A 13,009-nucleotide genomic window follows, 5' to 3' on the forward strand; every position below is an offset into this window, starting at 1 on the left:
GGAGTGAGGAGAGGAACGCAGGCGTCACCGGACCGCTGTCGTCACGCGGCCGTGCGCGGAGCCGTGTGTCCGGCGGTCAGGCGAGGTCGAGCGCCACCGTGACGTACGCGTGCGGCGGCAGTTCGACCTCCAGGCCACGCGGGTGGTCCGTGACCCCGGCGTGCTCGCGGGGCGCGACGCCCGTGGTCGACGGCGTGTTGTGCGCGTCGAGCGCGTCGGCGGTCAGGACGGTGGCACGGTGGGAGGTGACGTCCCGACCGCGCAGGTCGAGGACGACGGTCACCGGACGCCGCGCGTCGAGGTTCGACAGCGAGACCAGCGCCGTGTCGCCGCGCGTCGAGGCGGACGCGGAGAGCGTCGCCAGGTGATCCCCCGCGACCTCGCGCACCGGGACCTCGCCCTTGACAGTCACCGCGAGCGACGCCGCGTCGTGGTGGGCCCGGTTCATCGCGAACACGTGGTACGAGGGCGTGAGCACGAGCGCGCCCGTCTCCGGGTCGGTGAGAATCATGGCCTGGAGCACGTTCACCGTCTGCGCGATGTTCGCCATCACGACGCGCGCCGCGTGGCGGTGGAACGTGTCGAGGTGCACCGCGGCCACCAGCGCGTCGCGCAGCGTGTTCTGCTGGTAGAGGAAGCCGGGGTTGGTGCCCGGCTCCACGTCCCACCAGGTGCCCCACTCGTCCACGACGAGGCCGACCTTGCGCTGCGGGTCCCAGCGGTCCATGACCGCCTCGTGGCGTGAGACCAGCTCCTCGATCCGGGTCGCGTTCCGCAGCGCGAGGTACCACTCCTCCTCGTCGAAGCCGGTCGCCGCGCCCTTCGACGACCAGCCTCGGGTCATCGTGTAGTAGTGCAGCGAGACGGCCTGGAACGGCCAGGCGCGGGAGTCCGGCGCTGCCAGGTCGTCGAAGGAGCGCATCAACGTCTCGGTCCAGTGGTAGTCGTCGCTGTTCGCGCCCGCGGCGATCCGGTAGACGGTGTTGTCGCCGTGGTCGCGGACGTAGGTGGCGTACTGGCGGGCCAGCGAGGCGAACTGCTCGACGCGCAGGTTGCCGCCGCAGCCCCACGCCTCGTTGCCCAGTCCCCAGAACGGGACCCGCCAGGGCTCGTCGCGCCCGTTCTCCCGCCGCAGGGCGGCCATCGGAGAGTCGTCGCCGCGGGTCAGGTACTCGACCCACTCGGACATCTCCCGCACGCTGCCCGAGCCGACGTTGCCGGAGACGTACGGATCCGCGCCCAGCAGCTCGCACAGCGCCATGAACTCGTGCGTGCCGAAGGAGTTGTCCTCGACCACGTCGCCCCAGTGCGAGTTGACCATGCGGGGCCGCAGCTCGCGCGGGCCGATCCCGTCGCGCCAGTGGTAGTCGTCGGCGAAGCAGCCGCCCGGCCAGCGCAGGTTCGGGATGCCGATGCGGCGCAGCGCCTCCACCACGTCGAGGCGGATCCCGCCCTCGTTCGGGGTCGCGGAGCCCTCCCCCACCCAGAAGCCGCCGTAGACGCAGCGTCCCAGGTGCTCCGCGAAGTGGCCGTAGACGTGGCGGGAGATGGTGGGGCCGGTCAGGTCGAGGTCAATGACGGCGGTGACGGTGGAGGCGGTCATGGTCGTCCTTGGTGGAAGCGGCCTGCGGGATGCGGCGTCGGCAACGATACAGCCATCGGCGATCATGTCGATCCCCCAGCCGCGGCCAACCCGCCCTTCTTGACCGCCCACCTGCTGCTTTACTACGGTACTAGTAAAGCAGCGAAGGGCTACCAGTGTTCGTCTTCCGGCTCGACACCCACTCCGGCGTGCCGCCGTACCTGCAACTCGTCCAGCAGGTTCGCCAGGCGGTGCTGCTGGGCTTCCTCCAACCCGGCGACCGCCTCCCGCTCATCCGCGAGGTGGTCGAGGACCTGGCCATCAACCCGAACACCGTGGCCAAGGCGTACCGGCAGATGGAGCAGGAGAACCTGGTCACCGGCCGGCCCGGCCAGGGCACGTTCGTCACCGAGCAGCAGTCGGCCGCGATGTCGCCGTCGACGTACACGTCGCTGCGCCGCGGCCTGGCGACGTGGCTGCGCCGCGCCTACGAGGCCGGCCTCGACGAGCAGGCGGTCGACGCGCTCTTCACCTCCGTCCACCAGCAGACGAGAAACGAGGACGTGGCGTGACAGACACCGAGATCGCGCTGCGCACCGACGGCGTGGGCAAGCGGTACCGGAAGGGCTGGGCGCTGCGCGACTGCACCCTGACCCTGCCGGCGGGCGGCGTGATCGCCCTGGTCGGGCCGAACGGCGCGGGCAAGACCACGCTGCTGCGCCTGATCGTCGGGCTGCTGGCGCCGAGCACCGGCACCGTCGAGGTCCTCGGCCACGACGTCACCGCCAGCACCCCGCAGACCCTGTCCCGGATCGGGTTCCTGGCCCAGGACCACCCGCTGTACAAGCGCTTCACCGTCGCCGAGATGCTCCGCTTCGGCCGGGCCTGCAACCTCCGCTTCGACCAGGGGCTGGCCGAGCGCCGGCTGGCGAAGCTGGGCATCCCGCTGGACCGCCGGGCCGGCTCGCTCTCCGGCGGGCAGCAGGCCCAGGTCGCGTTGGCCCTGGCCCTGGCGAAACGGCCGGACCTGCTCGTCCTCGACGAGCCGGTGGCCAGCCTCGACCCGCTGGCCCGGCGCGAATTCCTGCAGGTCCTCATGGGCGCGGTGGCCGACGGCGGGGTGACGGTCCTGTTCTCCTCCCACGTCGTGCACGAGCTGGAACGTGTCTGCGACCACCTGGTCGTGCTCAACCACGGCCGGGTCACGCTCACCGGTGACATCGACACCCTCCTCGCCGAGCACCGGCTGCTCGTCGGCCCGCGCACGGCCACCGACCTCGACCGGGCCGGCGCCGTCGTGGAGGCCGTCCACGGCGACCGGCACACCACCCTGCTGGTACGCGACGGCGGCATCCCGGCCGCCCCGGGCTGGCAGGCCCAGCCGGTCGGGCTGGAGGACCTGGTGCTGGCGTACCTGCGCCGGCCGTCCGAGCCGGGCGCCGCGGTCCCGTCGGAGGTGGCGGCATGACGTGGTTGATCTGGCGCCAGCACCGCACCGAGGTCTGCGTCCTCGGTCTGCTCCTCGGCGTGTTCGGCATCGCCCTGCTGGTGCTCGGGACGCAGGCCCACGACCTGTTCCCCGGCGGCCCCGCCCGGTGCGCGGGAACAGCAGGCGCCGGCGAGACGTGCACGGCCGCCTTCCGCCGGCTCGACGAGGAGTACGGATACGTCGAGAACCTCCTCGCGGCCTTCTACCTGGTGCCCGTCGTCATCGGCGCGTTCCTCGGCGCGCCGCTGCTCGCCCGCGAACTGGAGGACGGCACCTGGCAGCTCGCCTGGACCCAGGCCGTGCCGCGGATGCGCTGGCTGGTGGCCAAGCTCGCCGCGCTGGCCGGCGTCACAGTCGCGCTCACCGGCATGTTCACCGCCGTGCTCACCTGGTTCCGTCAGCCGTTCGACGCCTGGGAAGGGCGGTTCCAGTACGACGCCTTCGACCTGGAAGGGCTCGTTCCGCTGGCGTACGCGCTGTTCGCGTTCGGCGTCGCCACCGCCGCGGGGGCGATCCTGCGGCGCAGCCTGCCCGCGTTCGGCGTCGCGTTCGGGGCGTTCCTCGCCGCCCGGATGTCGGTGGCGCTTCTGGCCCGTCCCGCGTACGCCACGCCGCTCACCACCATGGAGCCGGTCCCCGCCGGCGGCACGAAGGGTCAGGCCGGAGCCGGCGTCGCCGACTGGGTGATCGAACGCGGCTACGCGGACGCCGCCGGGCGCAGGCTGAGCTCGACGGAGTACTACGAACTGGAGGACGCGGCCAACCAGGCCGGCACGAACCTCAGCCAGTTCCTGCACGAACGCGGCATCCAGCGGTTCGGGGTCTACCACCCGGCCGACCGGTTCTGGACGTTCCAGCTCATCGAGGCGGCGGTGTTCGTCGCGGTCGCGGCGATCCTGATCGGCGTGGTGGTGTGGCGGGTACGCCGCCGGGTGATCTAGCGCCCTGCATCGGACATCCAGTAAGTCCGTCAGCCGGCTGCCGTCCCGGCGGAACGCATCACCGCATCCAGCCAGCGCAGCTGCCGCCGGACGTGGACGGCCTCCCCGCCCTCGTGGCCGTTGAACGGGTACGTGTGCATCTCCCGTAGCGGCGCCGCCGATCCGCTCGCGGCGGCGTACTGGTTGTAGGCGGCGAAGCCGGTGCTCGGTGGGCAGACCTCGTCGCGCAGACCGATCCCGAAGTGCGCCGGGGCGGTGGCGCGCCGGGCGAAGGTGACGCCGTCGACGTAGGACAGCGTGCGCCGGACCGGCTCCTCGGCCTCGCGGTGCACCGCGAGGTAGCGGGCGATCTCGCCGTAGGGGGACGCCTCGGTCACTTCGATGGCGCGCTGGATGTCGCACAGGAACGGGGCGGTGACCAGGAGCGCGGCGAGGCCGTCGGCGAGGCCCGCCGCCGCGAGCGCGAGTCCACCACCTTGGCTGTTGCCCACCGCGGCGACGCGGGCCGGGTCCACCCCGGGCAGTACGCGGACGGCGTCGATCGCGCGGACCGCGTCGGTGATCAGGCGGCGGTAGTGGTAGTCGTCCGGGGACAGGATCCCCCTCGTGGCGGGGCTGGGCCCGCCGGGAGCGTCGTGCGGGTCCGGGGTGTCACCGCGGCTGTACAGGCCGGCCTGTCCCCGGTTGTCCACCAGCAGGTGGGCGTAGCCCGCCACCGGCCAGGTGAGCCGCTCCCCCGGCAGGCCCCGGCCGCGCCCGTAGCCGGGGTACTCCACCACTGCCGGCAGCGGCGTGGCTACGCCCGCGGGACGGGTGTACCAGGCCCGCACCGGTTCGCCGGCGAACCCGGCGAACGTCACGTCCCACACGTCGAGCAGCCGCAGGTCGGTGGGTTCGGGGCGGACGTCGACGAGCACCGGGCTGGCCGCGGCGGCGGTGAGGGTGGCCCGCCAGAACCGGTCGAAGTCGGCGGGCTCGACGACAGCCGGCGTGTAGCGGCGGAGCTGGCCGAGGGAGATATCAATCGACGCTCTTGACACGAAGATAACGATACCCATAAATTTCCGAAAGGCTTACGACGTATTACCGGAAACGTTCCGGCCGACGGTCAGGGGGAGGACGAGCTTGGCAGCCCCGACCCCGCGCAGTCGCCGTACGCCCTGGCGGCGGGCCCTGCGCCGGGATTGGCAGCTCTACTCGCTCGCAGTCCTGCCGCTGCTGTTCTTCCTGACGTTCCGCTACCTGCCGATGCTCGGCAACGTGATCGCGTTCCGGCGCTTCCAGCCGGGCGGCAGCCTCTTCGGCGAGTACTGGACCGGGCTGCGGTACTTCCGGTTGTTCTTCACCGACCCGACCTTCTGGAGCGTGTTCACAAACACGCTGGTGCTGGGCGCGCTGACGCTGGTGTTCTGCTTCCCGCTGCCGATCGTGCTCGCGCTGCTGCTCAACGAGGTGCGCAACCGCGCGCTCAAGCGGTTCGTCCAGTCGGTGTCCTACCTGCCGCACTTCCTGTCGATAGTGATCGTGGCCGCCATGGTCCTCCAGTTGCTGTCGGTGGACGGCACGGTGAACCAGATGGTGCGCGCCGTGGGCGGCGAGCCGGTCGCGTTCATGCAGCAGGCCGGATGGTTCCGGACGATCTACGTCTCCTCCGAGGTCTGGCAGACCGTCGGCTGGGGCACCATCCTCTACCTCGCCGCGCTCACCACCGTCGACGGCGACCTGTACGAGGCGGCCCGCATCGACGGCGCCAACAGGTGGCGGCAGACCTGGCACGTGACGCTGCCGGGGATCCGGCCGACGATGGTGACGCTGCTGATCCTCAACATCGGCACCTTCATGGCCGTCGGCTTCGAAAAGATCCTGCTGCTGTACAACCCGCTCACCTACCCGACGGCGGACGTGATCTCGACCTACCTGTACCGGGTGGGCATCGTCTCCGGGAACCTCAGCTACGCCGCAGCCATCGGCCTGTTCGAGTCCTTGATCGGGCTGACGCTGGTGCTGTCGGCGAACGCGATCTCCCGGCGCACGGTGGGGACGAGCCTGTGGTGAGCACGCAGGCCCGCGCCCAGGCCCGTACACGGAAACCGGCGGCCCGGCCGCGTGGCCCCCGGCCCACCCGCGGCTACCGGGTCTTCCAGGTGGTGAACGCCCTCGTGCTGACCGGCGTCGTGGTGGTGACCCTGTATCCGTTCCTCACCATCGTGTCCCGCTCGCTCAGCGACAACGCGTACATCGTCGCGGGCGAGGTGAACCTCGTGCCGCGCGGGTTCAACCTGACCGCGTACCGGGTGGTGACGTCGGACCCGACGTTCTGGGTCAGCTACCGCAACACCGTCTTCTACACGGTGGTCGCCACGCTCGTCTCCGTCGTGCTGACCACCTGCTATGCCTACGTGCTGTCGAAGAAACACCTGCGGGGCCGGACCGCGCTGGTCGGGATCGCCGTGTTCACCATGTTCTTCACCGGCGGCCTGATCCCCAACTACGTCCTGGTCACCAGCCTCGGGCTGAAGAATACGGTGTGGGCGATCGCCCTGCCCAACGCGATAAACGTGTTCAACCTGCTGGTGATGAAGGCGTTCTTCGAGAGCCTGCCGGTCGAGCTGGAGGAGGCGGCCGCCGTCGACGGGCTGAACACGTACGGCACGCTGCTGCGGATCGTCCTGCCGCTGTCGAAGGCGATGGTCGCCACGATGGTGCTGTTCTACGCCGTCTCGTTCTGGAACTCGTGGTTCGCCGCGTTCCTCTACATGGACCGGCAGGACCTGCTCCCGGTGACGGTCTATCTGCGCAACCTCATCGCGGGCGCGACCGACGCCACGCAGACCGGCGGCGGCCTCGGCAGCGCCGGCGACGTCGTCCAGTCCGCCGCCACCATCCAGTCCGTGACGATCGTGCTGACGATCCTGCCGATCCTCGCGGTCTATCCCTTCATCCAGCGCTATTTCGTCTCCGGAATCATGCTCGGCGCCGTGAAGGGATAGCCGCCGCCCGCACCACCACCCCACCACCGGAAGGAAGAACCCATGGCCCAGCTGTCCCGGCGCCAGGTACTGCTCGCCAGCGGCGCGGCCGCCGTCGTCGCCCTGGCAGGTTGCGGCGACGACACCCCGGACAAGAAGGACCTCGACCGCAACCGTACGGGCGCGATGGACAAGTACGGCATCGGCGACCAGTTCAAGGCCACCGAGCCGGTCACGTTCTCGATCCTCTACAACAACCACCCGAACTACCCGCTCAAGCCGGAGTGGCTGTTCTGGACCGAGCTGGCCGGGCGGACGAACGTCAAGCTGGACCCGGTCGCCGTGCCGCTGAGCGACTACGAGCAGAAGCGCAGCGTGCTGGTCGGCTCCGGTGACGCCCCGATGATCATCCCGAAGACCTACCACCCGCAGGAGAACTCGTACGTCTCCTCCGGCGCCATCCTGCCGGTCAGCGACTACCTCGACCTGATGCCGCACTTCAAGGACAAGATCGAGAAGTGGAAGCTCCAGCCGGAGATGGACACGCTCCGGCAGGAGGACGGCAAGTTCTACCTGCTGCCCGGCCTGCACGAGAAGCCCTGGCAGGACTACACGCTCGCGGTCCGCACCGACGTGCTGGAGCAGCTGAAGATCCCGTCCCCGACCACCTGGGACGAGGTGTACGCCATGCTCAAGGCGATGAAGGCGGCCCACCCGGACGTCATCCCGTTCTCCGACCGGTTCGGCAAGCCCAACCCGGCCGGCAACCTGCTGAACATGCTGGCCCTCGCGCACGGCCTGCCCGGCGCCGGCTGGAACTACCAGCCGACGAGCTGGGACTCCGGGGCCGGGAAGTACGTCTTCACCGGCGCCTCGGACGGCTACCGGCAGGTGGTGGAGTATCTCCACAAGCTGGTCGCCGAGGGGCTGCTCGACCCGGAGACGTTCACCCAGACCGACGACCAGGCCCGGCAGAAGCTCGCCAGCGGCAAGTCCTTCGTGATCAGCACGAACGCGCAGACCCTGGTGAACGACTACCGCCCGGACATCGCGAAGATCAACCCGAACGCCCGGCTCGGCAAGATCCTCTTCCCGGTCGGGCCGGCCGGAGCGGTCAACCCGGCGAGCCGGCTGGAGAACGGCGTGATGATCTCCAGCAAGGCGCGCGACGGCAAGAACTTCGTGGCCATGATGCAGTTCGTCGACTGGCTTTGGTACTCCGACGCCGGCCAGGAGTTCGCCAAGTGGGGCGTCGAGGGAACCACGTACACCAAGGACGGCTCGGGCAAGCGCACCCTCGCCCCGGACGTCAACGTCATCGGCCTCAACCCCAAGGGCACCAAGCACCTGCAGAAGGACTTCGGCTTCTACAACGGCGTCTTCGCCTACGGGGGCAAGCTCGACCTGGTGCAGTCGTTCTTCTCGCCCGAGGAACTGGAGTTCCAGAAGGAGATGAACGCCCGCAAGGCCGCGCCCTGGGTGACTCCGCCACCGGCGCCGCTCAGCGACTCCGAGCGGGAGCAGACGACGCTGTGGGCGACCGCGCTGAAGGACCACGTCACCCAGAACACGCTGAAGTTCGCCCTCGGCCAGCGGCCGCTGAGCGAGTGGGACGCCTACGTCTCGGAGCTGAAGGGCAAGAACGCGCAGGCCTACATCGACCTGGTCAACAAGGCGTACGACCGGTACCGCAAGAACCACGGATGACGCGGCTCCTCGTCCCCGACCGGCCTGCCGGCCGGCTGACCGACGCCTGGCGTACCTGCGTGGGCACCGGCCGGTTCGACCTGGCTCTGCGACGTGACTATCAGGACTCGCTGGCGCTGGTGCAGCAGGACATCGGCTTCCGGCACATCCGCGGCCACGGGCTGCTCAGCGACGGCGTCGGCGTGCACCGCCCGTACGAATACCGGGGCGAGCGCCGGGTGCGGCACGCCTTCACCTACGTGGACCAGGCCGTCGACGCATACCTCGCGCTGGGCATCCGGCCCTTCGTGGAGCTGGGGTTCATGCCCTCGGCGCTCGCCTCCGGCGACCAGACCGTGTTCTGGTGGCGGGGAAACGTGACGCCTCCGGAGTCGTACACCGAATGGGGTGACCTGGTGCGCGCGACGGTGGCCCACCTGGTCGACAGGTACGGCCTCGACGAGGTGCGCGGCTGGCCGATCGAGGTGTGGAACGAGCCCAACCTGCCGGCGTTCTGGCAGGGCGCCGACCAGGACGCCTACCACCGCCTGTACGAGGTCTCGGCGCACGCCGTCAAGGACGTCGACGCGGCGCTCCAGGTCGGCGGCCCGGCCCTGTCCCCCGGCGCCGACGAGTGGCTGAAGCCGTTCGCCGAGTTCGTCACCGACCGCGACGTGCCTGTCGACTTCGTCAGCCGGCACGCCTACACCTCCGGCCCGGCGCGGCACCTGCCGTTCGGCACCCGGCAGACCCTGGCTCCGGCCACGGAGCTGCTGGAACAGTTCGCCGCGCCCCGCCGGCACCTGGCCGGCACCGCGCTGGCCGACCACCCGGTGCACATCACCGAGTTCAACTCCTCCTACCGGCCGGACAACCCGATCCACGACACGGCCTTCCACGCCGCCTACCTCGCTCCGGTGCTGGCCGGCGGCGGGGATCTGGTCGACTCCTTCTCCTACTGGACCTTCAGCGACGTGTTCGAGGAGGAGGGGGTGCCGACCGCGCCGCTGCACGGCGGCTTCGGCCTGCTCACCCACCGGCAGATCAAGAAACCCACCTACCATCTGTACGCGTTCATGGCCCGGCTCGGCGACGAGGTGCTCGCGCGCGGGCCGGACCATCTCGTCACCCGGCACCCCGACGGCCGGGTCGCGGTCCTGGCCTGGGCCCCGGTGGACGTCACCGGCCGCGAGCCGGTACCCGAGCGGCACACCCTGTCGCTGTCCGTTCCGATCGGCCCGCCGGGCACCGCGTCGGCGTTCCTGCTCCGCTCGGCAGTGAGTGAGGACGCCGGCAACGCCTTCGCGGCCTGGCGGGAGATGGGCAGCCCGCACTCACCCCGGCCACGGCAGCTCGACGCGTTGCGGGAGGCCGCCGAGCCGGCCCGTACCCATCGGGCACTGCCGGTCGCGGGCGGGCGGGCGGACCTCGACCTCGTCCTCGCCCGGCACGAGGTGACTCTCGCCGAGCTGACCCCGGTAGTGGACGAGACGCCGCCGTGGTGGGACGACAGGTTGCTCGACCCGCACGAGGACCGACGGTGACCGGCGCGACCGGCGGGCTGCGGGAGTTCGGCGACGGGCCGTTGTCGCGGGCCGCCGCGACGGTCCACACCCTGCTCGTGGTCGAACTGCTGCTCCTGGTGAGCACGCTGCCCGGTCTGGCCGTGCTCGTGCTGCTCGACCGCGACAGCAGCAACCTTCCGCTGGTAGCCGCCGCCGCGCTGCCGGTCGGTCCGGCCGTCTCGGCCGCGCTGCACACGCTGCGGCACCAGCGCCCCGACCTGACCGATCTCCGTCCCGCCGCCGCGTTCCGCCGGGCCTACCGGGCCAACCTGGCGGGCGTGCTGCGCGTCTGGGCGCCGACGCTGCTGTGGCTCGCAGTCATCGCGGTCAACCTGGCGAACCTGCCCGCCGCCGCCGTCCCCGGCTGGTGGGCCGTGCCGCTCGTCGTGGTCGGGGCGGGGGTGATCCTGGTCGGGGTCAACGCGCTGGTGATCGTCTCGCTGTTCACCTTCCGCACCCGCGACGTGCTCCGGCTCGCCGTCTACTACGTGGCGCGCAAGCCCGGCGTCACGTTCGGCAACGTCGCGCTGCTGGTCGCCGCCGCCGGCGTCACCGCGGTGTTCTCCGAGGCGGTGCTCGCCCTGCTCGCAGCGCTCCTGGTGCTGGCGCTGCTGCGGATCGGTGCTCCCATGATCGACGACATCCGGGCGGAGTTCACCGCGTGAGCGTCCCGGTCACCGGCCGCTTGTCGGCCGACAGCGGCGAGTCGGCCTGGCATGCCGCCTGGCTACCGACTGCGGCGTTCCGTGAGCTCGGTTCCCGGCCGGTGCTGGTGCACGGCGACGGTCTCCTGGTCGACACCGTCCTCGACGAGGTGAGCCGGGCCTGCGCCCGGTACGGCGGACGGCTCTGGCACGGGCCACCGTGGCCTGTCGACGCCGACCTGGTGCTGGCCCTGCGCGGCACCGGCCCGGTGCCGAACGCGGCGGCGGAGGCGGCCCGGCTCGGTGCGACACCGGCGGTGAACGGCACCGGCGACGGCGCCCTCGGCGACGAGGGATACCTGCTGACGCGGGCGAGCGGCGTGACTGTGGTCCTGGCCGACGCGCCGGCCGGCCTGCTGTACGGGATGTTCCACGTGGTCCGGCTCGGCGCGGCGGCCTTCGACGACGGCCTTCCGGCGAGTCGGCACCGGCCGGCGCTGGACCGGCGGATGCTCGACCACTGGGACAACGTGGCCGTGCACCCGGTGTCGGGCCAGGTCGAGCGGGGCTACGCCGGCGGCTCCCTGTTCTGGCGCGACGGCGCCGCCCGGCGCGAGCCCGCCCGGCTCCGCGACTACGCCCGCCTGCTCGCCGCCTGCGGCGTCAACGCGATCTGCGTGAACAACGTCAACGTGCACGACACCGAGGCGCTGCTGCTGACCGACCGGCTCGGCGACGTCGCGGAGATCGCCGAGGGGTTCCGCCCGTACGGCATCCGGGTGCATCTGGCGGTGACCTTCGCCGCCCCGGTGGTCCTCGGCGGCCTGCCCACCGCCGATCCGCTGGACGAGCGGGTACGGGACTGGTGGGCCGCCGCCACCCGGCGGGTGTACCGGCGGATTCCCGACTTCGGCGGCTATCTGGTGAAGGCCGACTCCGAGGGCCGGCCCGGCCCCTTCGCGTACGGGCGCGACCACGCCGACGGCGCGAACCTGCTCGCCGAGGCGCTCGCACCGCACGGCGGCGTGGTGCGCTGGCGGGCGTTCGTCTACGACCACCACCAGGACTGGCGGGACCGGTCGACCGACCGCGCCCGGGCCGCCCACGACCACTTCGCGCCGCTGGACGGACGATTCGCCGACAACGTGATCGTCCAGGTGAAGTTCGGCCCGATCGACTTCCAGCCACGCGAACCGGTGTCCCCGGTGCTCGCCGCGATGCCTGCTACCCGGCTGGCGGTGGAGGTGCAGGCGACGCAGGAGTACACCGGCCAGCAGCGGCACGTCTGCTACCTCGGCCCCTGGTGGAGCGAGGTGCTGCGGTTCCGGCCCCGGGGCGCGGCCGGCGACACGATCGCCGACATTGCGGCCGGACGGGCGGGCGCCGGTGGCGGCCTGGTCGCCGTGTCCAACGTGGGCGACGACCCGTTCTGGACCGGGCACCCGCTGGCTCAGGCGAACCTGTACGCCTTCGGCCGGCTCGCCTGGGATCCGCTGCTGGATCCCGGCGCGATCCTCGACGAGTGGATCGACCTGACGTGGCTGCCGGTGACCTCCGGCGACCCGGAAGCGCTGCGGCGCACGATGCACGCGATCATGGACGATTCCTGGCGCACCTACGAGCGCTACACCGCCCCGCTCGGCGTCGGGTTCATGGTGCGGCCCGGCCACCACTACGGCCCGGACGTGGACGGCTACGAGTACACAGCGTGGGGCACCTACCACTTCGCCGACCGCGACGGCGTCGGGGTGGACCGGACCCGGGCGACCGGGACCGGCTTCACCGGTCAGTACCCGCCGCCGTGGTCCGAGGTGTACGAGTCCCGTGAACGCTGCCCCGACGAACTGCTGCTGTTCTTCCATCACGTGCCGTACCGGCACGTGCTGCACAGCGGCCGTACCGTGATCCAGCACATCTACGACACGCACTTCGCCGGGGTCGAGGAGGTGATGGCGATGCGGGAGCGGTGGCGGCTCGTCGCCGGGGCGGTCGACCCGGCCGTCCACGACCGGGTCGCCGAGCGCCTCGACGAACAGCTCCGCAGCGCCGTCGAGTGGCGGGACCAGATCAACACGTACTTCTTCCGCAAGTCCGGGATCCCGGACGCGCACGGCCGCCGCATCCACTGAGCCG

The 13,009-nt window shown here is 71.2% G+C and carries 11 protein-coding genes; 9 read left to right on the forward strand and 2 right to left on the reverse strand.

What is annotated here, in order from left to right; all coding sequences use genetic code 11:
* Positions 1-76 precede the first annotated feature (76 nt).
* The gene (locus tag J3R08_RS20245; RefSeq protein ID WP_209962462.1) at positions 77-1,603 is read right to left on the reverse strand and encodes an alpha-N-arabinofuranosidase; all 1,527 of its coding nucleotides are present in this window, start codon (positions 1,601-1,603) and stop codon (positions 77-79) included.
* 155 nt (positions 1,604-1,758) lie between these two features.
* On the opposite strand from J3R08_RS20245, the gene J3R08_RS20250 reads away from it, so the two are divergent.
* From J3R08_RS20250 to J3R08_RS20260, 3 genes are read left to right on the forward strand one after another with little or no spacing between them, the layout of a single operon-like run.
* Positions 1,759-2,154 carry a GntR family transcriptional regulator gene (locus J3R08_RS20250; RefSeq protein WP_043322934.1) on the forward strand — a complete coding sequence of 132 codons (396 nt, stop codon included), beginning with the start codon at positions 1,759-1,761 and terminating at the stop codon, positions 2,152-2,154.
* Positions 2,151-3,050 carry an ABC transporter ATP-binding protein gene (locus J3R08_RS20255; RefSeq protein WP_104112234.1) on the forward strand — a complete coding sequence of 300 codons (900 nt, stop codon included), beginning with the start codon at positions 2,151-2,153 and terminating at the stop codon, positions 3,048-3,050. Before J3R08_RS20250 ends, J3R08_RS20255 begins: the two co-directional genes overlap by 4 nt.
* Entirely contained in the window at positions 3,047-4,012 is a 966-nt protein-coding gene (locus tag J3R08_RS20260) for an ABC transporter permease subunit (protein ID WP_104112233.1), read from the forward strand. The genes J3R08_RS20255 and J3R08_RS20260 overlap by 4 nt, the downstream gene beginning before the upstream one ends.
* 29 nt (positions 4,013-4,041) lie before the next feature.
* Here the strand turns inward: J3R08_RS20260 and J3R08_RS20265 are convergent, their stop codons facing one another.
* Entirely contained in the window at positions 4,042-5,070 is a 1,029-nt protein-coding gene (locus J3R08_RS20265) for an acetylxylan esterase (RefSeq protein ID WP_209962464.1), read from the reverse strand.
* Between the two features lie 67 nt (positions 5,071-5,137).
* On the opposite strand from J3R08_RS20265, the gene J3R08_RS20270 reads away from it, so the two are divergent.
* Genes J3R08_RS20270 through J3R08_RS20295 form a run of 6 tightly spaced genes read left to right on the forward strand, consistent with a single transcriptional unit; the run spans position 5,138 to position 13,005 of the window.
* The gene (locus tag J3R08_RS20270) at positions 5,138-6,067 is read left to right on the forward strand and encodes a sugar ABC transporter permease (RefSeq protein WP_043322921.1); all 930 of its coding nucleotides are present in this window, start codon (positions 5,138-5,140) and stop codon (positions 6,065-6,067) included.
* Positions 6,064-7,002 (forward strand): carbohydrate ABC transporter permease, encoded by a 939-nt coding sequence (locus tag J3R08_RS32120; RefSeq protein ID WP_223200963.1) that lies wholly within the window; start codon positions 6,064-6,066, stop codon positions 7,000-7,002. Before J3R08_RS20270 ends, J3R08_RS32120 begins: the two co-directional genes overlap by 4 nt.
* Before the next feature lie 42 nt (positions 7,003-7,044).
* A complete protein-coding gene (locus tag J3R08_RS20280; RefSeq protein ID WP_043322916.1) occupies positions 7,045-8,688 on the forward strand; it encodes an extracellular solute-binding protein in 1,644 nt (547 codons plus the stop codon).
* Positions 8,685-10,211 carry a xylan 1,4-beta-xylosidase gene (locus J3R08_RS20285; protein WP_043322913.1) on the forward strand — a complete coding sequence of 509 codons (1,527 nt, stop codon included), beginning with the start codon at positions 8,685-8,687 and terminating at the stop codon, positions 10,209-10,211. The genes J3R08_RS20280 and J3R08_RS20285 overlap by 4 nt, the downstream gene beginning before the upstream one ends.
* The gene (locus tag J3R08_RS20290) at positions 10,208-10,897 is read left to right on the forward strand and encodes a hypothetical protein (protein WP_043322910.1); all 690 of its coding nucleotides are present in this window, start codon (positions 10,208-10,210) and stop codon (positions 10,895-10,897) included. The genes J3R08_RS20285 and J3R08_RS20290 overlap by 4 nt, the downstream gene beginning before the upstream one ends.
* Positions 10,894-13,005, forward strand: a complete 2,112-nt coding sequence (locus J3R08_RS20295) for an alpha-glucuronidase (RefSeq protein ID WP_043322907.1) — start codon at positions 10,894-10,896, stop codon at positions 13,003-13,005. The genes J3R08_RS20290 and J3R08_RS20295 overlap by 4 nt, the downstream gene beginning before the upstream one ends.
* Positions 13,006-13,009: the final 4 nt, after the last annotated feature.

Source organism: Micromonospora sp. HB375, from assembly GCF_017872985.1.
Taxonomy (GTDB): Bacteria; Actinomycetota; Actinomycetes; order Mycobacteriales; family Micromonosporaceae; genus Micromonospora; species Micromonospora chalcea.

What these genes read in the sequence shown, in the direction of transcription:
- J3R08_RS20265 (WP_209962464.1), bottom strand. Translation starts at nt 5,070, where the DNA reads ATGGGTATCGTTATCTTCGTGTCAAGAGCGTCGATTGATATCTCCCTC.
- J3R08_RS20260 (WP_104112233.1), top strand. Translation starts at nt 3,047, where the DNA reads ATGACGTGGTTGATCTGGCGCCAGCACCGCACCGAGGTCTGCGTCCTC.
- J3R08_RS20285 (WP_043322913.1), top strand. Translation starts at nt 8,685, where the DNA reads ATGACGCGGCTCCTCGTCCCCGACCGGCCTGCCGGCCGGCTGACCGAC.
- J3R08_RS20280 (WP_043322916.1), top strand. Translation starts at nt 7,045, where the DNA reads ATGGCCCAGCTGTCCCGGCGCCAGGTACTGCTCGCCAGCGGCGCGGCC.
- J3R08_RS20245 (WP_209962462.1), bottom strand. Translation starts at nt 1,603, where the DNA reads ATGACCGCCTCCACCGTCACCGCCGTCATTGACCTCGACCTGACCGGC.